16 protein-coding genes are annotated in these 20,372 nt (G+C 73.3%); 4 read left to right on the forward strand and 12 right to left on the reverse strand.

Features of this window, described 5'->3' with window-relative positions:
- Position 1: 1 nt before the first annotated feature.
- Genes WME85_RS31235 through WME85_RS31245 form a run of 3 tightly spaced genes read right to left on the reverse strand, consistent with a single transcriptional unit; the run spans position 2 to position 1,148 of the window.
- A complete protein-coding gene (locus WME85_RS31235; RefSeq protein WP_437826603.1) occupies positions 2–343 on the reverse strand; it encodes a hypothetical protein in 342 nt (113 codons plus the stop codon).
- 5 nt (positions 344–348) lie between these two features.
- Positions 349–927, reverse strand: coding sequence for an RNA polymerase sigma factor (locus WME85_RS31240; RefSeq protein WP_437826605.1), 579 nt, complete (start codon positions 925–927; stop codon positions 349–351).
- A gap of 8 nt (positions 928–935) precedes the next feature.
- Positions 936–1,148 carry a YgaP family membrane protein gene (locus WME85_RS31245; RefSeq protein ID WP_437826606.1) on the reverse strand — a complete coding sequence of 71 codons (213 nt, stop codon included), beginning with the start codon at positions 1,146–1,148 and terminating at the stop codon, positions 936–938.
- Between the two features lie 434 nt (positions 1,149–1,582).
- On the opposite strand from WME85_RS31245, the gene WME85_RS31250 reads away from it, so the two are divergent.
- The gene (locus WME85_RS31250) at positions 1,583–2,746 is read left to right on the forward strand and encodes a M20 metallopeptidase family protein (RefSeq protein WP_437826608.1); all 1,164 of its coding nucleotides are present in this window, start codon (positions 1,583–1,585) and stop codon (positions 2,744–2,746) included.
- A gap of 131 nt (positions 2,747–2,877) precedes the next feature.
- A complete protein-coding gene (locus tag WME85_RS31255; protein WP_437826610.1) occupies positions 2,878–4,179 on the forward strand; it encodes a dicarboxylate/amino acid:cation symporter in 1,302 nt (433 codons plus the stop codon).
- Between the two features lie 15 nt (positions 4,180–4,194).
- Here WME85_RS31255 and WME85_RS31260 read toward each other — a convergent pair whose 3' ends face one another.
- Both WME85_RS31260 and WME85_RS31265 read right to left on the reverse strand, forming a co-directional pair.
- Positions 4,195–4,425: a hypothetical protein gene (locus WME85_RS31260; protein ID WP_437826612.1), complete on the reverse strand. Its 231-nt coding sequence runs from the start codon at positions 4,423–4,425 to the stop codon at positions 4,195–4,197.
- A gap of 46 nt (positions 4,426–4,471) precedes the next feature.
- Positions 4,472–4,873, reverse strand: a complete 402-nt coding sequence (locus WME85_RS31265) for a group II truncated hemoglobin (protein WP_437826613.1) — start codon at positions 4,871–4,873, stop codon at positions 4,472–4,474.
- 297 nt (positions 4,874–5,170) lie between these two features.
- Between WME85_RS31265 and WME85_RS31270 the strand changes: the two genes are divergently transcribed.
- A complete protein-coding gene (locus WME85_RS31270) occupies positions 5,171–10,771 on the forward strand; it encodes an nSTAND1 domain-containing NTPase (RefSeq protein WP_437826615.1) in 5,601 nt (1,866 codons plus the stop codon).
- Between the two features lie 10 nt (positions 10,772–10,781).
- On the opposite strand, the gene WME85_RS31275 is transcribed toward WME85_RS31270, so the two are convergent.
- The 3 genes from WME85_RS31275 to WME85_RS31285 all read right to left on the reverse strand — a co-directional run bounded on the left by WME85_RS31275 (position 10,782) and on the right by WME85_RS31285 (position 12,972).
- Positions 10,782–11,012 (reverse strand): VF530 family DNA-binding protein, encoded by a 231-nt coding sequence (locus WME85_RS31275; protein WP_437826617.1) that lies wholly within the window; start codon positions 11,010–11,012, stop codon positions 10,782–10,784.
- A 125-nt stretch (positions 11,013–11,137) separates the two neighbouring features.
- Positions 11,138–12,163 carry an S-adenosylmethionine:tRNA ribosyltransferase-isomerase gene (locus WME85_RS31280; protein ID WP_437826618.1) on the reverse strand — a complete coding sequence of 342 codons (1,026 nt, stop codon included), beginning with the start codon at positions 12,161–12,163 and terminating at the stop codon, positions 11,138–11,140.
- Positions 12,160–12,972, reverse strand: a complete 813-nt coding sequence (locus WME85_RS31285; protein WP_437826621.1) for an SDR family NAD(P)-dependent oxidoreductase — start codon at positions 12,970–12,972, stop codon at positions 12,160–12,162. The genes WME85_RS31280 and WME85_RS31285 overlap by 4 nt, the downstream gene beginning before the upstream one ends.
- Before the next feature lie 92 nt (positions 12,973–13,064).
- On the opposite strand from WME85_RS31285, the gene WME85_RS31290 reads away from it, so the two are divergent.
- Positions 13,065–13,625 (forward strand): helix-turn-helix domain-containing protein, encoded by a 561-nt coding sequence (locus WME85_RS31290; protein ID WP_437826623.1) that lies wholly within the window; start codon positions 13,065–13,067, stop codon positions 13,623–13,625.
- A 130-nt stretch (positions 13,626–13,755) separates the two neighbouring features.
- On the opposite strand, the gene WME85_RS31295 is transcribed toward WME85_RS31290, so the two are convergent.
- The 4 genes from WME85_RS31295 to WME85_RS31310 all read right to left on the reverse strand — a co-directional run bounded on the left by WME85_RS31295 (position 13,756) and on the right by WME85_RS31310 (position 20,341).
- A complete protein-coding gene (locus tag WME85_RS31295; protein WP_437826625.1) occupies positions 13,756–14,850 on the reverse strand; it encodes a hypothetical protein in 1,095 nt (364 codons plus the stop codon).
- A gap of 297 nt (positions 14,851–15,147) precedes the next feature.
- Positions 15,148–17,328, reverse strand: coding sequence for a family 1 glycosylhydrolase (locus tag WME85_RS31300; protein ID WP_437826627.1), 2,181 nt, complete (start codon positions 17,326–17,328; stop codon positions 15,148–15,150).
- Entirely contained in the window at positions 17,325–18,446 is a 1,122-nt protein-coding gene (gene galK, locus WME85_RS31305) for a galactokinase (protein WP_437826629.1), read from the reverse strand. The genes WME85_RS31300 and galK overlap by 4 nt, the downstream gene beginning before the upstream one ends.
- The gene (locus WME85_RS31310) at positions 18,443–20,341 is read right to left on the reverse strand and encodes a glycoside hydrolase family 2 protein (RefSeq protein ID WP_437826631.1); all 1,899 of its coding nucleotides are present in this window, start codon (positions 20,339–20,341) and stop codon (positions 18,443–18,445) included. Before WME85_RS31310 ends, galK begins: the two co-directional genes overlap by 4 nt.
- Positions 20,342–20,372: the final 31 nt, after the last annotated feature.

Below are 20,372 nucleotides of genomic sequence, written 5' to 3' on the forward strand. Positions count from 1 at the left end.
ACTAGTGCGGGCTCCCCGGGCTGTCAACGTGCCGGCCGCGGCCGGCGCGAGGCGCCGCGCGGCCTGCGTCCACACTTTCCAGCCGTCGCTCGTCGAGCGCCGCCGCGCACCGCGCGCCGCGACACGCCCCCTCGGGACGCTCCCCGCGCGCCCTGGCCATGACCGTCTGGATCAGCCCCAGCGCCCAGCACATCGGGCAGCCGCGCAGCGCGACGAGCGCGACGGGCAGCAGCGCGAGCGACGCCCAGCGCGACGCCGGCGCGAGGAGCGCCGAGGCCGCGACGGCCCCGAAGCCGAGCACGCCGCGGGCGAGGTGCTCCACGAGGCTCCTGCTCGCGAGCACGGCCCTCAGCTCCCCCGCGCGGCAGACGCGCCCTCCCGCCGGAGGACCTCCCCCCGCACGAGCTGCCGCGCCCGGTGCAGCCGGCTCTTCATGGCCGCCTCGCCGAGCCCGAGCGCCTGGCACACCTCCTCGCCCGTCAGCCCCTCCACGTCGCGCAGCACCAGCACCTCCCGGTAGGGCTGCTCCAGCGCGGCGATCGCCTCGTGCACGGCGCGCACGAGCCGCCAGCGCTCGAGCGCTGCCTGGGGGTCGAGCTCGGCCGAGGCCGCCTCGTCGGCGTCGTCCACCCGCTCCCCCAGCCGCGATCGCTCCCGCGCGAACGGGCGCAGCATGCGAAGGCAGGCGTTCCGCACCACCGTCATGAGCCACGAGAGGGCGCCCGGGTCCCGCGCGACCTCCGGGCGTCGCGCGAGCTTCGTGAAGGCCTCCTGGACCGCGTCGTCCGCGTCGAAGGCGTCGCGGCACACGCGCAGCCCGAAGCGGTACACGCGGTCGTGGTAGGCGCGGACGAGCAGCTCCAGCGCGCGGTCGTCGCCGCGCGCCGCCGCCGTGAGGACCGTATCGTGTGAGATCGACGCGTCCATCGAGCGCCTCAGCCCCGCGGGAGCGGGCAGGTCGACCTGCCCATCAGAGCATACCCGAGGCACGTGCCCGAGAGCGCCGTGAACAGCAGGTACGCGCCCGCGGCGCCGAACGCGGCCAGGCGCGCCGCGAGCGGCAGCGGCGCCGCCCAGGCGCACGCCATCAGGGCCAGCGCCCCCAGACCACGGAACAGGCGATCCATCTTCCCCACATTGCGTTTCATGCGCTCCTCCATCCCTCGCCTGGAGAAGCCCCGGCGCGGAGCGAAGGATTCAGGAAATCGTCACCGGCGCGAGGCGCGCTCCCCGACCGGGCGAGGCCCGCGCGGCGCCCGGCGAGGTGCTCGACGCGCGCCGCGCGGTGGGCACCGGGCGCCTGGCGTCCGCGGCGCGACGTCGTTCTTGTAGGTGCTCCCCAGCCAGCTGATCAGGGCTGCCCGGTTCTGTCCCGCGGCACGAAAGCACCGCCACGCGCTTGTCCGCGCTCTGCAGGAGAAACGCTGCCGATCGGCTCGGACCAACCGCGTTCGAACACCCTGCTTCACCAACATGGATGGTCAATCGAGGCGATGGACCAAGCGTGGATCTTCGCTCGGACATGTCGAGTTCGGAGCGGCTCCGACCTTCACGAACCTGGTTGGAGTGCTAGCATCGCCGCATGGCCGATGATCTCAGCAAAGACGTCAAGCTCCTCGACCGCGATCTCGTCGCCCTCCGGCGCGACCTGCACCGGCACCCGGAGCTCGGCTACGCCGAGGTGCGCACGTCGCAGGTCGTCGCCGAGCGCCTGCGCAAGCTCGGCCTCTCGGTGCGCACGGGCGTGGCCGGTACGGGCGTCATCGCCGATCTCGTGGGCGAGCGCCCCGGTCGCACCGTGCTGCTGCGCGCCGACATGGACGCGCTCCCCGTCGTCGAGCGGTCGGGCCACGACTTCCCTTCCGAGACCGGCGGCGTGATGCACGCGTGCGGCCACGACGCCCACGTGAGCGCGCTCCTCGGCGCGGCCGAGCTGCTCGCGGCGCGCAGGGACCGCGTCGCCGGCAGGGTCCGCTTCCTCTTCCAGCCCGCGGAGGAGCTCGGCGGCGGCGCGCTGCAGGTGATCCAGGCGGGGGCGCTCGACGGCGTCGACCAGGCGCTCGGCGCGCACGTGATGTCGCCGCTCCCGTTCGGCGTGGTGGCGACGCGGACCGGGCCGTTCTTCGCGGGGATCGACGTCTTCGAGATCGTCGTCGTCGGCAACGCGGGGCACGGCGGGCTGCCGCACATGTCGGTCGATCCGATCTACGCGGCGGCGCAGGTCGTGACCGCGCTCCAGTCGATCGTCTCGCGCGAGACGAAGCCGGGCGAGCCGGTCGTCGTGAGCGTCTCGGCGATCTCCGGCGGCGACGCGCCCAACGTCGTCGTGGAGCGCGTGACGCTGCAGGGCACGGTGCGCTGGTTCTCGCAGGCGACGCGGGAGCACGCGCTCGAGCGCATCCAGGGGATCGCCTCGGGGGTGTGCTCGGCCCTGCGCGCCGCGTGCGAGTTCAGGGTCCTGTCGAGCTCGCCCGTCACGACCAACGCCGCCGCGCCGGTGGACCTCGTCACGGCCGCGGCGCGGGCGACGGAGCGCGCCGAGGTACTGGATCCCGGCCCGATGACGGTCAGCGAGGACTTCTCGGAGTTCACGGATCGCGTCCCGGGCTGCCTCTTCACGGTGGGCGCGGGCGGGCCCACCGCCGCGCCGCACCATCACCACGCCTTCGATCTCGACGAGCGCGCGATCGGGCTCATCGCGGAGATCTTCGCCCGCGCCGCGCTCGCCGGGCTCCGGCCGGAGTGACGCGGCCGCGGCCGGGCCCGGCCAGCGCGGCGCCGGGGTGATCCCGGCGAACCGGGTGCCGGGGTGATCCCGGCCCTCGTCGCGGCGCGGCGCGCTGCGGCGGGCGGCGACACGCGCGCGCTCATCGGGGCATGCTGGGCGGCATGCTGGCGGGCGCGATGACGAAGACGCTGCGGACCCTGCTCACGTCGTACGGCTTCACGCTGCTCCTGCTCGCGTCGATCGCCGCCGGCGCGGGGCTCGGCCTCGCGCTGGGCGAGCGGGCCGCGGCGCTCAAGCCGCTCGGCGATCTCTTCCTCAACCTGCTGTTCACCCTCGTCGTGCCGCTGATCTTCTTCTCCATCTCCTCGGCGGTGGCGGGCATGAGCAGCCTGCGGCGCCTCGGCCGCATCGTGACCGCGATGCTGGGCGTCTTCGTCGCGACAGGCCTGGTCGCGTCGGCGCTGATGCTCGTCGCGGTGAAGCTCTACCCGCCCGCGGCGGGGCTCGACGTGGCGCTGCCCGGGCGGCCGGAGGTCGCGCCGGTCAGCCTGGGGGACCAGCTGGTGGGCGCCGTCAGCGTCGCGGACTTCGGCGAGCTGCTCTCCCGCAAGAACGTGCTGCCGCTCATCGTGATCGCGTTCCTGGTCGGGCTGGGGACCACGGCGGCCGGCGAGCGCGGCCAGCCCTTCGCGCGGCTGCTCGCCTCGGCGAACGAGGTGATGCTCAGGGTGGTCGACCTCGTGATGTACTACGCGCCGATCGGCCTCGGCGCGTACTTCGCGCACCTCGTCGGGACCTTCGGCCCGGCGCTGCTCTCGTCGTACGCCCGCGCGCTCGGGCTCTTCTACCCGCTCGCCGTCGCGTACTTCTTCGTCGCCTTCACGCTGTACGCGTGGCTCGCCGGCCGCGGGCGCGGGGTGAGGGCGTTCTGGCGGAACATCCCGCCGCCCGCGCTCACCGCCCTCGCCACCTCGAGCAGCATGGCGACGATCCCGTCGAACATCGAGGCGGCGCGGCGCGCCGGGGTGCCTGACGACATCGCCGACGTGGTCATCCCGATCGGCGCGACCATCCACATGGAGGGCTCGTGCCTCTCGGCGGTGCTCAAGGTGGCGCTGCTCTTCGGGCTCTTCGGCCGCGACCTCGCCGGGGCGGACACCTACCTCGCCGTGGTGGGGGTCGCGATCCTCAGCGGCACGGTGATGAGCGGCATCCCCGGCGGGGGGTTCATCGGCGAGCTCGTGATCGTGTCGCTGTTCGGGTTCCCGATCGAGGCGCTGCCGATCATCTCCACCGTCGGCGCGCTCGTGGATCCGCCGGCCACGCTGGTCAACGCGGTCGGCGACAACGTGAGCTGCATGGTGGTGGCCCGCCTCCTCGACGGCCCGCGCTGGGGCGAGCGCAAGGCGGGCGAGGCGCCGCCGGAGCCGGAGCCGGCCGCGGGCGCCTGAGCCGCGAGCTCCGGATCACCAGCCGGAGCCCTTGTCCTCGCCGAGCGCGCCGCCGATCAGGCCCGCGGCGCCCCCCACGGCCGCGCCGCCGGCGCCGCCCAGGAGCCCTCCGACGAAGGCGCCTTTTGCAGCGCCTCCGGCGACATCGCCTTCCGGCGAGGACTCCCTCGTTTCCTTCTCGTCAACCGGGGCCGCCTGCTGCGGCGCGGGGGTCTTCGCGGGCGGAGCTTTCTTCTGCTTTTTCATGGCCAACATGGCTGCAAGAGCCACACCAGCCTGCCGGCGGGGCGGCTCAGCCTGGACGATTGCGCATGAAGTCCGCGACCTCGCTGAAGCGCTCGTCGAGGAAGCCGTACAGCGCCGCTGGCACGCCGAGCTCGGTCATCGCCGCGCGCATGCAGCGCAGCCAGGCGTCGCGCATTGCCACATCGACAGGGACGCGGCCGTGGCGCATTCGCAGCCGAGGGTGGCCGTGGGCCGCGATGTAGTCCTGAGGGCCGCCGAGCCAGCCGATCAGGAAGAGCGCGAAGCGGTCCCGGCTCTCCCGGGAGACCTGGCCGTTCTCGTCGCAGACGTGGAGGCGGGCGAGCGCCGGCTCGTCGCGGGCCATGAGATCGTAGAAGCGCTCGACCAGCCGGCGCACGGCGGGCTCGCCGCCCAGCAGGGCGAAGGGGGTCTCGGACGGCTCGGCCATCGGCACGCCGTCTAGCGGATCTGCCGCGGCGCCGTCAACGTGAGCCGGGTCGTCCGCTCGGCCCTGCGCTCGACGCGCGGGCAGCGCGCCGGCGCCGGACGACACGCGGAGGCCCCTTTATGAAATGGTGGGCAGCGACATCGGCCACCCGAGCATCGGACCGACTACATCGTCGAGCTCTGCCGGCGCACGCGCTGGACGAGCTCGACAGCCGCGATGATCGCGATGCGCTCGCGGTGTGGGGGGCCTTCCGCCCGAAGCCGCCGCGGGGAGGCAGCTGCCACCGGAGGGGTTGCCATGAGCCGGGAGATTCTCGCTCCAGGGATGGTGTTCCAGAGCCGCTACGAGCTCCTCTCCTTGCTCCGGGAGAGCAGCCTCGGCGCCGTCTACGAAGGGCGACAGATCGACACCGGGCAGCCGATCGCCCTCACGCTGATACCGCTCGCCCGGGACGGAGACCCCGCGGATCCAGCGAGAGGCGACCGCGCGCTCTCCTTGCAGGCGATGCGTCGCTGCGAGCGACTCCGTCACCCCAACATCGTCCGGCTCCTCGACTGGGGGCAGACGGGCGAGGGACAGCTTTACACGGTCAGCGAGCTCGTACCCGGCCAGAGCCTGGCCGAGCTGCTGTCGGATCAGGGCGCGCTCGACCTGCGGGAGGCGTGGCACCTGATGCGGCAGGTCCTCGACGCGCTGGCGTGCGCGCACCGGCAGGGCATCGTTCACGGGGCGCTCAGGCCGAGCCACGTGATGGTCGTGCCCTCGGGGGCGCCGCGGGACGCGCGGGTGCTCGATTTCGGCCTCGCCGCCGTCGCCGCGCGCCTGCGGAACGGCTGCGGCCGAGCGCCCGTCTCGGGCACCGAGCCCCTGGGCTCGCTGGCCTATGCGGCGCCCGAGCAGCTCCAGGGGCTCTCGCCGACGGCGCGCTCGGATCTGTACGCCTGGGGGCTCATGTTTCTCGAGTGCCTCACGGGCAGGCGCGTGGACCGGGCCAGCTCTTCGGACAGGGAGGGTGTGCAGCGGGAGAGCCGCGGGCCAGCCCGGATCCCTCCCGCGCTCCTCGGGCACCCGGTCGGCGCGATCTTGCGGCGGGCGTTGACCGAGGAGGCTGGCGCGCGGACCGCCACGGCCGAGGGCCTCCTGCGCGAGCTCGACGCCTGCGAGCCGGGCGGGCTCCGCCGGGCAGGCGCCGTCGAGCTCGACGCGCCCCTCGGCGCGGCGACGGCGGCGAGCCGGGGCTCGCCGACGCCGGCGCGACGGCAGCCGGAGCGGCCCGCGGCGGACGCGCTCCCCGAGGAGGAGGTGGAGACGCCGGAGATGGATATGGAAGGGGCCACGCCTACCCCGGAGGAGGCGCCGACGACGCCGGCGGAGGCCATCGCGGACCACGTGCCCCCGGACATCGGCGCCGCCATCAAGCATTACGAGATCATCCGCAAGCTGGGCCAGGGCGGCATGGGGGTCGTGTTCCTGGCCCGCGACACGAAGCTCGGTCGCCTGGTCGCCATCAAGCTCCTCCGCGAGCACAGCGGACAGGGGATCGGGCGCTTCCTGGCCGAGGCGCGGGCCACGGCGCGCTGCAGGCACGAGAACATCGTGGTCATCCACGAGGTGGACGAGATCCACGGACACCCTTACCTCGTGCTCGAGTACGTCAAGGGTCGCACGCTGCGCGAATGGATGGCGCAGCGCGAGCACCCCAGCGCGCCCGGCTCGCCCGTCGCGCACACGCCGCCCGGCCCCCTGTCGTCGAGCCTCGCCGTCGAGCTCATGATCCCGGTGGTCCGCGCGCTGATCTGCGCGCACGAGATCGGGATCGTGCACCGCGATCTCAAGCCGGAGAACATCCTCCTGGATGACACCGGCGCCATCAAGGTGCTCGATTTCGGCATCGCCAAGCAGATCGAGGGCGAGAGGATCTCGATGTTCACGGGCGCGCGGATGGTGCTCGCGGGAGGGGCTCATCCGAACGGGCAGAGCACGGTCCTCGGCACGCCCCGGTACATGTCTCCCGAGCAGCTGCGGGGCGGGGACATCGACGCTCGCGCCGACCTCTGGGCGGTGGGCATCATCCTCCATGAGCTGGTCACGGGGGCGCACCCGCTCGACCCGTTCTCGGCCGCGCGGCTCGCGGAGATCGTGAACCTCGACCTCCCCATGCCTCTCGCCAGCCAGCGGCGCCCGGACGTGGGCGCGCTCGGCGCCCTCATCGACCGCTGCCTGAAGAAGCGACAGGCCGAGCGCATCGGCTCGGCCAGGTCGCTCCTCGCCGAGCTCGAGGCCCTCCTGCCCGGTCGAGCGGCGCTCGCCCTGGACGAGGACGAGAGCCCGTTCGCCGGCCTCGCCGCGTTCCAGGAGGCGGACGCGCCGCGCTTCTTCGGGCGCGAGCGCGAGGTCGCCGCCCTGGTGACGCGGCTGCGCAACCAGCAGCTCGTCGCCGTCGCCGGGCCCTCGGGGGCGGGCAAGTCGTCGTTCGTGCGCGCGGGCGTGATCCCGGCGCTGCATCGCTCCGGGGACCGGTGGGAAGCGTTCATCCTGCGCCCGGGGCACCGCCCGCTGTCCGCGCTCGTCGACCTGCTCGCGCAGATCGCCGACGCGGAGTCCGGCGGCGCGACGGGCGCGCCCGAGCTCCCCGACCACGACGCGCTCGTCGCCACGCTGCGGGCCCAGCCCGGCCACCTGGGTGCCCGGCTGCGCGCGCGCTGTCGCCGGGAGGGGAGGAGGCACCGCATCCTGCTCTTCGTCGATCAGTTCGAGGAGCTCTACACGCTCGGCGCCCCCGCCGAGGCGCGGGCGGCGTTCGTCGCTTGCCTCGCGGGCGCCGCCGACGACGCCTCGTCGCCGCTGCGCGTCCTGCTCGCCATCCGCTCGGACTTCCTCGATCGCGTCGCCGAGGACCACCACTTCATGACCGAGGTGACCCGCGGGCTCTCGTTCCTCCCGCCCATGGGGCGCGACGGCCTGCGCGAGGCGTTGACGCGGCCCACCGAGGCGACCGGGCACCGGTTCGAGACGGCGGAGATGGTCGAGCACATGCTGGGCACGCTCGAGAGCACCCGGAGCCCCTTGCCGCTCCTGCAATTCACGGCCTCGAAGCTGTGGGAGGCGCGGGATCGCGAGCGCCGCATCTTGACGCAGGAGAGCTACGCGCGGCTCGGCGGCGTGGCCGGCGCCCTGTCCGCCCACGCGGACGCGGTGCTCTCGGCGCTGCCGCTCTCCGAGCAGCGGCTGGCCCGGGCGGTGCTCCTGCGCCTCGTGACCCCCCAGCGCACGCGCGCCGTCGTGCGGATGGAGGAGCTCCGCGAGCTCGCGCGGGTCGGCCAGGGAGACGCCGCCCTGGCGATCGCGCAGGTGGTCCAGCACCTCGCCGGCGCGCGGCTCCTGCTCATCGAGACCGGCGGCGAGCGCGAGGGCACGACCGTGGAGCTGGTGCACGAATCGTTGATCGATCGGTGGGCGAAGCTCGGGCAGTGGCTCGCTGAGAGCGAGCAAGACGCGGAGTTCCTGGCCCGGCTCCGCGCTGCGGCCCAGCAATGGGAGCTGAGCGGGCAGGCCGAGGGGCTGCTCTGGCGCGACCGCGCGGCGCAGGACGCCCGCGCCTGGTACGAGCGCCGCCGCGCCGAGCAGGGTGCCGAGTGGCGGGCCGGGCTCGGCGGCCGCGAGGAGCGCTATCTCCTGGCCGTGGTGGCCCACTGCGAGCGAGCGCGCCGCCTGCGCCGGCAGCTCACCACGGGCGTGATCGCCGCGCTCACGGCGTTCGCGGTCACGGTGTCGTACCTGGCGATCCGCGCCGGCCAGCAGGCCACGCGCGCCGATCGGGAGGCCCTGCGCGCGCGCAACGCCACCCGCGTGGCAGCGGCGCGCGAGCTGCAGGCCGATCCCACGAGCGTGCTCGCGATCCTGCGCGAGGTCGAGCCGCGCGACGAGCCGCGGGGGTGGGCCGTCCTCGCGCGCTGGGCGCTGTACAGCAGGATCTCGCGCGCGGTGCTCGTCCACCCGGACGGGGTGCTGGACGCGGACTATAGCCCTGACGGCAAGCGCATCGTCACCGCGTCGTGGGACAGGAAGGCGCGGGTGTGGAACGCCGACGGCACCGGCGAGCCCCTCGTCCTCCGCGGTCACGAGGATCGGGTCAACTCGGCGGCGTTCAGCCCTGACGGCGCGCGCGTCGTCACCGCGTCGTGGGACAGGACGGCGCGGGTGTGGAGCGCCGACGGCGCCGGCGAGCCCCTCGTCCTCCGCGGTCACGAGGACTGGGTCTATTCGGCGGCGTTCAGCCCCGATGGCAAGCGGATCGTCACCGCGTCGGCCGACAGGACGGCGCGGGTGTGGAGCGCCGACGGCGCCGGCGAGCCCATCGTCCTCCGCGGCCACACGGATCAGGTCTACGCGGCGGCGTTCAGCCCCGATGGCAAGCGGATCGTCACCGGGGCGCAGGACAGGACGGCGCGGGTGTGGAGCGCCGACGGCGCCGGCGAGCCCATCGTCCTCCGCGGCCACGACGAGCGGGTCTATTCGGTGGCGTTCAGCCCCGATGGCAAGCGCGTCGCCACCGCGTCCTGGGACAGGACGGTGCGGGTGTGGAACGCCGACGGCACCGGCGAGCCCATCGTCCTCCGCGGCCACGACGATCGGGTCTACTCGGTGGCGTTCAGCCCCGACAACAAGCGCGTCGCCACCGGGTCGCAGGACGAGACGGTGCGCGTGTGGAACGCCGACGGCACGGGTGAGCCGTTCGTCCTTCGCGGTCACGACGATCAGGTCTACGCCGTGGCGTTCAGCCCGGATGGCCGCCGCATCGTCAGCGCGTCTCACGACAGGACCGCGCGGGTGTGGGACGCCGACGGCACCGGCGAGCCCATCGTCCTCCGCGGCCACACGGATCGGATCTACGGGGTGGCGTTCAGCCCTGATGGCCGGCGCGCCGCCTCCGCGTCGCTGGACCGGACGGCGCGGGTGTGGAACGCCGACGGCACCGGCGAGCCCCTCGTCCTTCGCGGTCACGGCGACGAGGTCACCTCGGTGGCGTTCAGCCCCGATGGCAAGCGCGTCGCCACCGGGTCCGCCGACAAGACCGTGCGGGTGTGGGACGCCGAAGGCGCCGGCGAGCCCCTCGTCCTCCGCGGTCACGAGGATCAGGTCTACTCGGCGGTGTTCAGCCCCGATGGCCGGCGCATCGCCAGCGGGTCATGGGACCGGACCGTGCGGGTGTGGAACGCCGATGGCACCGGCGAGCCCCTCGTCCTCCGCGGCCACGACGATCGGATCTACTCGGTGGCGTTCAGCCCCGACGGCGAGCGCATCCTCTCCGGCTCGTCGGACAACACCGCCCGGGTGTGGAGCGCGGACGGCAAGGGCGAGCCGATCGTCTTTCGCGGTCACGACGGCGGGATCAACGCGGTGGCGTTCAGCCCCGACGGCAAGCGCATCGCTACCGCGTCCTGGGACAGGACGGCGCGGGTGTGGAGCGCCGACGGCACCGGCGAGCCCATCGTCCTCCGCGGTCACGAGCACTGGGTGCTGGGGGTGGCGTTCAGCCCCGACGGCAAGCGCATCGCCACCGGATCGCAGGACAAGACCGTGCGGGTGTGGAGCGCCGACGGCGCGGGCGAGCCGCTGGTCCTCCGCGCCTCCGATTCGCCGATCAACGCGGTGGCGTTCAGCCCGGATGGCCAGCGCGTCGTCGCCGCGGCCGACGACATGGTGGTGCGGGTGTGGACCGATCTCGAGGAGCTCCGCGGCGTCGACGACCCGAAGCTGTGGGCCGCGACCACCTACTGCATGCCGATCGACCGGAGGATGGAGCTCCTGCGCGTGCCCGAGGCCGCCGCCAGGGCCAGCCGGGAGGCCTGCGTGCGCCGCAGCGAGGAGGCGCGCGGGGCCGCCGGGAGGCCGTAGAGCGGGCCGGTCACGGGCCAGGCCTGGCTCTGTCCCGCAGGTAGAGCGCCTCCACCTGCTGCCGGGCCCACGGGGTCCGTCGCAGGAACTGCAGGCTCGATTTGAGGCTGGGATCGTACTTGAAGCAGCGGATGTCGATCATGCGCCCGAGCTGCTCCCAGCCGTGCTGCGCGACCAGGTGCTCGAGGATCATCTGGAGCGTGACGCCGTGAAGAGGATTGTTGGGCTGCGGCTGAGTCATACCGATGCTTGGGGGGGTGATCGCCCGGAGGGACGGCGTGAGCCCGCGGTGTAGCACGTCGCGCGGCGGCCGTTGCTCCAGACCGATCTCGATGTGGCCCCTTCCCCGGACGCCTCGTGACGACGTCAGCTGAGGACAAGGTAGGAGTCGCCGAACTCGTGGCAAAGATACCCCGCCTGCTCGGCGTGGGCGTTGGCGCGGTGGAGCAGCTCGGCCGGCGCGAAGGCCTCGAGGAGCCGGAAGTGGCTCTCCGCCGGGTCGTGTACGCCGGTGAGCAGCCCGTCGACCACGCGCGGCCGGAAGCCGGGGTGGAGCACGAGATCGGTCACGCCAGGGCCGGCCCGGAGCTCGCCCCCGTGCTGGGCGGCGCAGCCCTCGAGGGCGCGCGTCACCGTCGTGCCCACCGCGATGACCCGGCGCCCGCGCGCCCGGGCCTCGCGCACCGCCGCCACCGTCTCCTCGGGGATCTCGAAGCGCTCCGGCAAGGGGAGCAGCGCGTCGAGCGCCGGATCGCCCGTCGACGAGATCCCGGCCGCGTGGGTGAGCGAGGCGACCCGGACGCCGCGGCGGATCAGGTCGAGCAGGAGCCCCCACGCGAGCGGCCGGCCGGCCGAGGGGAGCTCGGCGCAGAGAGGCCGGCTCGCATACCGCGTCTGCGCGTGCCAGATCTGGAGCGGGGCCGCGACATACGCGTACTGGATCGGGCGCCCCCGGCGGTAGAGCGCCGACCAGAGCGCGGCGCCCCGCTCGCGAAAGGCGATCTCGACGAGGCGCGCCGAGGCCGCGGAGACGCGCTCGACGACGGCCGAGAGGTCGTCGCCGAACGTCACCGCGTCGCCCGGGCCGAGCGCGGGCGGCGGCGGGCGATCCTCGGTGCGCGTGTGCCAGTCGCCGGCGCCGAACAGGAGGGTCGAATACCGCCCCTCGGCCAGCTCGCCGATGAGGCGCGCCTCCACCGCCTCGCCGCGCGCCGTCGCGCCGTGGAGCGACGCCGGCAGCGTGGCGCCGTCGTTGACGACCAGGAGATCGCCCGGCTCGAGGAGCGCCGGGAGATCCGCGATGCGCCCGTCGCGCAGCCGCCCGAGGCGCGGGTCCACGTGGAGGAGCCGCTCCTCCAGCGGGTTGTCGCGAGGCCAGGTGGCGGGGCTCATGGCGCCTCCGGGAGGCTCGCCGCCTCGACGCGCGCGCCGCTCGGCACCTCGCCCGCGCGGGCGACGAGGGCGGCGATCCGGCGGGCCACGTCCGCGGGATCCGCGAGCGTGCTCGGATCGGCGTCGGGGATGGCCTCGGCGTGCATCCTCGTGTTCATCTCGCCAGGATCCACCGCGTAGAAGGCGACGCCCGTGCCCTCGAGCTCGGCGGCCCAGGTGCGCGAGAGGTGATCGAGCGCCGCCTTGGAGACGCCGTAAGCGCCCCACCGCGGATAGGCGTTCACCGCCGCGTCCGAGCTGATGTGGACGACGACCCCGCGCCGCCGCAGCGCCATCGCGCCGGCGATCACCTTGGTCAGGCGGAAGGGGCCCACCACGTTGACCTCGAGCACGCGGCTGAGATCTTCGCACTCGGTGTCGAGCAGGATCGGCAGCGGCGTCCTGCCGAGCGTGCTCGCGTTGTGGATGAGCAGGTCGATGGGCCCGACCAGCGCCGCCGCCGCGCCGGCGATCGCGTGGGTCTGGCCCTTGTCGCCGATGTCCGCCGCGAGCGCGTGCGCGACCCCGCCCGCCGCGGTGATCTCGGCCGCCACCGCCTCGAGCGGCCCGCGCTCGCGCGCGACGAGCACCACCTTCGCGCCCCGCCGCGAGAGCTCCCGCGCGAGCGCGGCGCCGAGCCCGCGGCTCGCCCCCGTCACCAGCGCGGCGCGCGGCGCGAACGGCTCGCCCCCCGCGCCGCGGGGGAGCGACGGCCGGGGGAGCGCCTCGGCCTGGATCAGCGCATCGCTTCCGGTCGATTCGTTGTTCATCGTTGGATTCCTCCTCGACTCCCACCCTAATCCGCGCTGGTTCATCTGTTGGAGACCGCTCCAACGCCTTGGAGACGTGCTAATGTCCGGACATGGACCAGGACGCGGAGCTGGCCGGGAGGCTCGCGAGGAACATCAAGCAGCTGCGCGAGGCCCGCGGGCTGACGCAGCAGCAGCTGGCGAAGCTCGCCGGCGTGCCCCGGGCGACCTGGGCGCACCTCGAGTCGGGCGCGGCGAACCCGACGCTCGGGGTCCTGCACCGCGCGGGCGCCGCGCTCCAGGTCTCGATCGAGGAGATGCTCGCCGCGCCGCGCGCCACGTGCCAGCTCTATGCGCGCGACGCGCTGCCCACGCGCTCGCCCGGGCAGGCGCTCGTCCGCAAGCTCCTGCCGGACCCGATCCCGGGCATGGAGATGGATCGCATCGAGATCCCGCCGGGCGGGCGGATGACGGGCGTCCCGCACACCCCGGGCACCCGCGAGTACCTGACGTGCGAGTCGGGGGAGCTCCATCTCGTCGTGAGCGGCGAGCGGTTCACGCTCGGCTCGGGCGACGTCGCGGTGTTCCGCGGCGATCAGCGCCACTCGTACAACAACCCCGGGAAGCAGACCGCGGTCGGCTACTCGGTCGTGGTCCTGGCACGGGTGCTGTGATGGAGTCGCGCGCTCCCGCCGCTATACCGACGGAGAGCGCGCTCGGGTGTCGAGGTAAAGCGGCGGCCGCCCGGCCTCACTGGCCCTCTCTACCGGGCACCGGAGCGTCCGTGCTCGGGCCCTCCGGCCCTCAGCGCCGCCGTCGCCCAGCGAGCGCGGCGCACGTGAGCAGCGCGAGCGCCGCGGCCCCGGGAGCTCCCCCGCCGCCCGCCCCGCCCGCAGCGCGGAAGCTGCAGCCGCCCTCCGACGTCTCGCCATCTCCGTCACCGCCGCCCGCGCCGGCGCCACCCGCGCTGTCGCTGCCGCCGACACCGCCGCTGCCGCCGACACCGCCGCTGCCGCCGACACCGCCGCTGCCCGGCCCCATCCCTGAATCGCACGTTCCCCCGGGATAGAGGTCCGCCTCCGTCCACGCCGGCTCCGAGGGCGTCGTGAAGCTCGGCTCTGCCGTCGCCGGGTCCTCCCGGTAATAACAGGGCTTGCAGGCGTGCACCGTCTCTCCGGCGACGTTCCCGGCCGTATCCATCGCCGTGGCACGGAAGCAGAGCGCCTCGGGGGCGTCGGCGCCGTCGAGCACCTCCACGGTCTGGCCGACGGCGAAGGACAGCGAAGCGACGTTCATGAACCTGCTCACCGAGAAGACTGGCTCCGTGAACGAGTCGTCCCGGAACGCCTCGATCGTGGTGATCACCGGGGCCTCGCCGCCCTCCGCGACCTCGCCCTCGGCCGTGACCCACCAGGAGAGATCGGTGTCGAGCAGGCAATCTCCGCCGCTCGACTTGAAATCGACATGATCGTAGAGGTCGAACGAGAGCCCGCTCGGCCCCGGAGGAGCCTCGGTGTCCGCGGCGCCGGCCGTGAGCTCGATGCGCTTCACCCCGCACGAATCCACCACGTTGCAGAAATCGCCCTCGATCGCGATCGCCTGCCCTTCGCTGGGCGCCGGCTCGATCCGCGCCACGAGGCTGTACCCCGCCGCCGGCACGTCCGTCACGGTCACGAGGCTCGCCGGCTCGCCGTCGACCGTCACCGACACCCCGTCCAGCGAGATGGAGTAGCCCTCAAAGAAGATCGCGGCGTTCCCCGGGAGGGTCCCGCCGCTCTCCGGAAATGTGCCCGTCAGCCCCGGCAGCGGAGGGCTGCACGCCTTCGCGCTCGACTCCATCACCGCGGTACAGGCCAGCGCCGCGATGATCCCAGCAGTCCATGAGCAGTGTCTTGTCATGGACGGGATCCTATCAAGGTCGAGCCCGGATCAAGAGATCGCCAGGGCGCCCGGGACGCCGAGAGAACCACGAGGTTTCTTCTCTTGGCGTCTCTTGGCGTCCCGCGCGCCCTGATGGTTTAAATCCGTGCCCGCCCCGCCGCGCTAGACACCGAACGGGTAGAGACCCCAAGAAAATCAACCACAGAGGCACAGAGAGCACAGAGGGCACAGAGTTTTTTGTTGTTCCTCTGTGTCCTCTGTGCCTCTGTGGTTCAAATCTCTTCATTCCCCGGGCGTTTCAAGCTGGTCGGTGCTCTACATCGCCGCCAGCACCGCCTCCGCCCGGTGCCTGACGTAGTGCTCGACGGCCTCCGGCAAGGTCGGCAGGGTCGCGCGGCGGCGGCTGTGCAGCCCCCCCTGCCGCGGCAGGCTCGCGCGCAGCCCGAGGGCGTGCGCGGGACAGGGGTGCACCGCCCGCGTGGGCAGGCCGAACGCGTCGCACATCATCTTCGCCCAGGAGGCGAAGCTCAGGACACCGTCGTTCGCCAGGTGCCATACCCCGTCGGCCTGGTCGATCGCGAGGTCCAGGCACGTGTGCGCCAGGTGCGGCAGGTAGGTCGGCGAAACGAACAGGTCGTCCGCGGCGCGGAACGGCTCCCCGCGCTGCGCGGCCGACAGCGCGAGCGCGGCGAAGCTGCGCGCCTCGAACGGCCCGAACAGGCTGCCCGTGCGCACCACCAGCGCGCCCGGCAGCGCCTCCAGCACGCCCCGCTCGCCCAGCGCCTGCGCCTCGCCGAACGCGTTGATGGGCGCGACCGGATCATCCTCGACGTACGGGTCGGCCTTGCTCCCGTCGAAGACGAACGACGACGAGAACATCAGCAGCCGCGAGCCGTGGCGCCGGCACACCTCGGCCAGCAGCGTCGGCCCGACCACGTTGGCGCGGTGGCACGCCTCGAGCTCGTCCTCGGCGTCGTGAACGCGCGTGTACCCCGCCGCGTTGATCACGAGCCACGGCTGGACCTCCGCCACCGCGCGTTCCAGGGCCGCCGCGTCGGTGATGTCGAGCTCGCCGTGCGTCACGGCCCGGACGTGGATGCCGCGCTCCTCGCACGCGCGCACGAGCGCCGCGCCGAGCGACCCGCCCGCGCCGGTGATCAAGATCGGCCGCTCGCGCTGCCGGCAGATGGTCCGCGTCGTGGAGCGCGGCGCCGCGTAGAGCAGCCGCTCGTCGCGGCGCCACCACCCCGGGGCCGCGGCGAGCGGGTGCTCCGACCGGCCGGTGAGCGCCAGCTCCTTCGCGACGGCCGCGATCGCCGTGGCGCGCGGCGCTGGCCCGCGCACATCGAACACCCCCGGCTCGTAGTGGCCGCGCGCCTGCGTGACCAGGCTGTCCCAGTCGTACGCCCCGAAGGCGGACCACAGCGTCACCGCGCGCACGTCGGCGCCCTCCGCGCGCGCCGCTTGCGCGCCCTCCCAGGCCTCCACCAGCCAGCGGATCTGCTCCTCCGGCGTGCACCCCAGGTGGACCTCGGTGATCGCGATCGGCGTCCGGTACCGCTCCCACGCCTCGCGCAGGACGTGGTGGTGGCCGAAGATCCCTTCCTCGCGGACGCGCACCGCCTCCACGTCGGCGTACGCGTCGCGCCCGTTCCCGCCGTGGGTCCATGACGGGTACAGGTCGAGGCGGTGATCGAGGAACCTGTCGCTCGTCAGGTAGTAGTTCACGCCGACGATGTCCGGCGGGCACGGCTCGGCCACGAGGCGCGCGAGGTCCTCGTCCGCGACGCCGCAGTCGCGGAGGTGCTGGGTGAGCGGGTGCGCGGCGTCGACGCGCCCGTACAGCAGATCGAGGCTCAGCCAGCGCCGGTGGTTCTCGAACGTCGCCTGGTAGGCGAGCCGGCGCGCGCTGGCGACGGCGCCGAGGTCCTCCGTCTGCACGAGGCGCGCGTCGGGGCGCGCCCGCCGGATCGCGCGCATCGCGGCCGCGGTGGCGCGCGTCTCCACGAGCAGCGCGCGCATGAGCGAGGCCGAGTCCCGGAGGTGCGGGTACCAGTGCCCGTAGAGCGCGCTGAAGCGCGCGGTCGTGAGCGGCTCGTTCACCGGCGTGAAGTCGCGGACCCAGGGGTAGCGCTCCGCCACCGCGCCGGCGAACTCCGCGAGGCCGTCGACGAAGCTGTCCTCCATCAGGCTGGTCCACGGCGGCCCGCTCCCGTGGTGGACGAGCCCGACGATCACGTCGATGCCGAGCTCCTTCAGCCGGTGCAGCCGCTCGTCTGCCCAGGAAAAATCAGCGCTCCGGGGACCGTTCGGGGCCGTTCGCTCCCACAGCACGGGGTACCTGACGGCCTTCACGCCGAGCTCGGCGAGCAGGTCCAGATCCGTGATGCGGTCGTGATGGCCTGTCCGCTCCAGCTGGTTGAAGTACCGGTCCCCGACGCGGTTGACCGTGCACTCGACGCCAGCCCAGAGCGCGACCCCGGAGCGTTCCCTCATGAGACGAGCCCTCCCACCAGCACCGTCGCCCGGCGGCCCGGGACGCGGGCGTAGGCGTCCACGACGGCCTGCCCCACCCTCGCCGCGCCCCCGCGCTTCACGAGGGCGACGATCGAGCCGCCGAAGCCGCCGCCGGTCAGCCGCGCGCCGAACACGTCCGGCTGCGCCCGCGCGCTCTCCACGAGCGCGTCGACCTCCGGCACCGACACCTCGAAGTCCTCGCGCATCGAGCGGTGCGACGCGTCGAAGAGCTGGCCCAGCCGGGCGAGGTCCCCGGCGCGGAGCGCGGCCACGGCGGCGAGCACGCGGGCGTTCTCGGTCACGACGTGGCGCGCGCGGCGGTCGAGCGGCGCCGGGAGCGACGCGATGCGCTGCTCCGCCGCCGCGTCGACGTCCCGGAGCTGCGGGACGCCGAGCGCCGCGGCCGCGCGCTCGCACTCCGCGCGCCGCGTCTTGTAGTCGCCGCTCGCGTGCTGGTGCGCCACCCCGGAGTTGATGACGAGCAGCTCGGCCTCGGCCGGCAGCGGGACGCGCTCGAACGCGAGCGTCCTCGTGTCGATGAAGAGCGCCGTGTTCTCGTCGGCGAGGCTCGCGGCCATCTGGTCCATCGTCCCGACGGGGGCGCCCACGAAGTCGTGCTCGGCGGCGTGCGCGATCCGCGCGATCTCCACGTCGTCGATGGAAAGTCCGAGCATCGCCCGCAGGCCGCGGGCGAGCGCCACGAGCAGCGAGGCGCTCGACGAGAGGCCGCTGCCGAGCGGCACCGTCGACTCGATCCGCGCGTCGAAGCCGGGGACCGAGACCCCCCGGCCGCGGAGGACCGCCGTGATCCCCTGCACGTAGTCGAGCCACAGGCCGCGGCGCGACTCGTCTCCGGCGCGGAACGAGAGCTGCGCGCCGCCGTCCACGTTGCCCACGTTCGCCGACGCGACCTGGACGAGCCCGTCGTCCCGCGGCGCGAGCTCGACGCGCGTCTTCTGCGGGATCGCCGTCGGCAGCACGTACCCGCCGCTGTAGTCGGTGTGCTCGCCGATCAGGTTCACGCGCCCCGGCGCCTCGGCCAGGAGCTTCGCCGGACGGCCGAAGATGGCCTCGAAGCCCCGCCCTCGCTCCATCATCGCGGCGCCCCCATGTCGACGAGCCCCGGCATGTCCGCCAGCGCGGGCATGTCCGCCAGCCCGCCGTCGCTCAGCGTCGAGGGCGTCTCGTTGGGGCCGACGAACGGGATCCCCTGGGTGGCGGACGCCATCCGGTGCAGCGGGAACTTCGGCGTACGGTCGGCGTAGAGCAGGCCGTTCGCCTCCTGGTACGTGTCGGCGAACTGCGTGTAACAGAAGCCGGCCAGCAGCTCGAGGGAGTTGATCACCTTCATCAGCCTAGTATACCGCTCGGCGAACTCTTCCGACGTCCTGCACGCCGAATACCCCCACGTGCCGCCGTTGTCGCCGCTGCTCGTCGGCGCCACCGCGATCCCGCCGAACTCCGACAGCACGATGGCGGTCTCGTGGTTGACCGAGGGGTCGAGCACGAGGGCGCGGCCCCCGGGCCGCTCCCGCTTCAGCAGCTTGGGCACGACGTCGTGCGCGAAGTAGCGCCGGGCGATGCGCTCGGGCGACGGATCGTAGTCGTGGATCCCGATGATGTCGGTCGCCACGCTCTCCCACCCGTCGTTGCCGATGACCGGCCGCGTGTAGTCCATCGACCTGGTGAGGTGGTAGAGCGCCTGCACGTAGTGCCGCTCGTTCGGGTTGTCCGGAAGGTTCGGGACGCCCCACGACTCGTTGAACGGCACCCACGCGATGATGCACGGGTGGCTGATGTCCCGCCGTATCGCCTCCAGCCACTGCCGCGCGAGCCGATCGATCGACTTGCGCGTGTGCCTGTAGGCGCTCGGCATCTCCTCCCAGACGAGGAGCCCGAGCCTGTCCGCCCAGTACAGGTACCGCGGATCCTCGATCTTCTGGTGCTTCCGGGCGCCGTTGAAGCCCATCTGCTTCGTGAGCTCGACGTCGCGGCGGAGGGCCTCGTCGTCCGGGGCCGTGATCCCCGTGTCGTTCCAGTAGCCCTGGTCGAGCACCATCCGGAGGACGTACGCCCGCCCGTTCAGGAGGAAGCGGTCGCCACGGACGGCCACCGAGCGCAGCGCCGTGTAGCTCTTCACCCGATCGATCGTCATCCCGGCCTGGTCCTGGAGGACGATGTCGGCGTCGATCAGCGTCGGCCGCTCCGGGCACCACAGGAGCTCGTTGCGGAAGTCGTCGATGCCCGGATCGGACAGCGTGATGCGCCGGTGGACCTCCCCGGCCACGACCGTGTACTGGTCGTTCGCGATCGTCACGTCGCCGACGCGCAGCCGCACCCCGACGCGCGCGCCCTCGACGGGCGCGTTGGCGACCCGGACCTCGACCGCGATCTCCCAGCGCTCGAGGTTCGGGGTCCACCGCACGTACTCGATGTGCATCCGCGGCACGCGCTCGAGCCACACCGTCTGCCAGATCCCCGTCGTCCGCGGGTACCAGATCGAGTGCGGATCGAGCTTCCAGTCCTGCTTGCCGCGCGGCTTCGCGAGGTCGCCCGGATCGTCGTGCGCCTGCACCACGATGGTGACGCTCTCGCGCCCTCGCGCGAGCTCGGTGATATCGAGGCTGAACGGCGTGTAGCCGCCCTCGTGCTCGCCGGCGAAGCCGCCGTCAACCCACACCCTGGCCACGTAATCCACGGCGCCGAAGTGGATGACGAGCCGCTCGGACGCCTCGAGCTCAGGCACCTTGACCTGCCGCCGGTACCAGCAGGCCTTGTAGAAGCCGGTCTCGCCGACCCCGCTCCGCGGCGTCTCCGGGGCGAACGGCACCTCGATCGTCCTGTCGAAGCGCGCGTCGGCCGGGGAGCACCAGTCCGCCCGGGGGTCGAGCGCGAACTCCCACGTCCCGTTCAGCGAGGTCCATTCTTCTCGCCGGAGCAGAGGACGGGGATAGCCGCGAGCGCCGCCGCTGCTGTCAGCCGGCGGCGGCACCGAACCTGGGATACCGATCTGTGCGAGGTGC

The sequence above is a fragment of the Sorangium sp. So ce1153 genome (genome assembly GCF_051521595.1).
GTDB lineage: Bacteria > Myxococcota_A > Polyangia > Polyangiales > Polyangiaceae > Sorangium.

Bases quoted from the DNA above. Each gene is read 5' to 3' on its own strand.
- WME85_RS31270 (WP_437826615.1), top strand. From the start codon at position 5,171: ATGAGCCGGGAGATTCTCGCTCCAGGGATGGTGTTCCAGAGCCGCTAC.
- WME85_RS31300 (WP_437826627.1), bottom strand. From the start codon at position 17,328: ATGAGGGAACGCTCCGGGGTCGCGCTCTGGGCTGGCGTCGAGTGCACG.
- WME85_RS31240 (WP_437826605.1), bottom strand. From the start codon at position 927: ATGGACGCGTCGATCTCACACGATACGGTCCTCACGGCGGCGGCGCGC.
- galK (WP_437826629.1), bottom strand. From the start codon at position 18,446: ATGATGGAGCGAGGGCGGGGCTTCGAGGCCATCTTCGGCCGTCCGGCG.
- WME85_RS31250 (WP_437826608.1), top strand. From the start codon at position 1,583: ATGGCCGATGATCTCAGCAAAGACGTCAAGCTCCTCGACCGCGATCTC.
- WME85_RS31285 (WP_437826621.1), bottom strand. From the start codon at position 12,972: ATGAACAACGAATCGACCGGAAGCGATGCGCTGATCCAGGCCGAGGCG.
- WME85_RS31290 (WP_437826623.1), top strand. From the start codon at position 13,065: ATGGACCAGGACGCGGAGCTGGCCGGGAGGCTCGCGAGGAACATCAAG.
- WME85_RS31255 (WP_437826610.1), top strand. From the start codon at position 2,878: ATGCTGGGCGGCATGCTGGCGGGCGCGATGACGAAGACGCTGCGGACC.
- WME85_RS31265 (WP_437826613.1), bottom strand. From the start codon at position 4,873: ATGGCCGAGCCGTCCGAGACCCCCTTCGCCCTGCTGGGCGGCGAGCCC.
- WME85_RS31275 (WP_437826617.1), bottom strand. From the start codon at position 11,012: ATGACTCAGCCGCAGCCCAACAATCCTCTTCACGGCGTCACGCTCCAG.
- WME85_RS31260 (WP_437826612.1), bottom strand. From the start codon at position 4,425: ATGAAAAAGCAGAAGAAAGCTCCGCCCGCGAAGACCCCCGCGCCGCAG.
- WME85_RS31280 (WP_437826618.1), bottom strand. From the start codon at position 12,163: ATGAGCCCCGCCACCTGGCCTCGCGACAACCCGCTGGAGGAGCGGCTC.
- WME85_RS31295 (WP_437826625.1), bottom strand. From the start codon at position 14,850: ATGACAAGACACTGCTCATGGACTGCTGGGATCATCGCGGCGCTGGCC.
- WME85_RS31245 (WP_437826606.1), bottom strand. From the start codon at position 1,148: ATGAAACGCAATGTGGGGAAGATGGATCGCCTGTTCCGTGGTCTGGGG.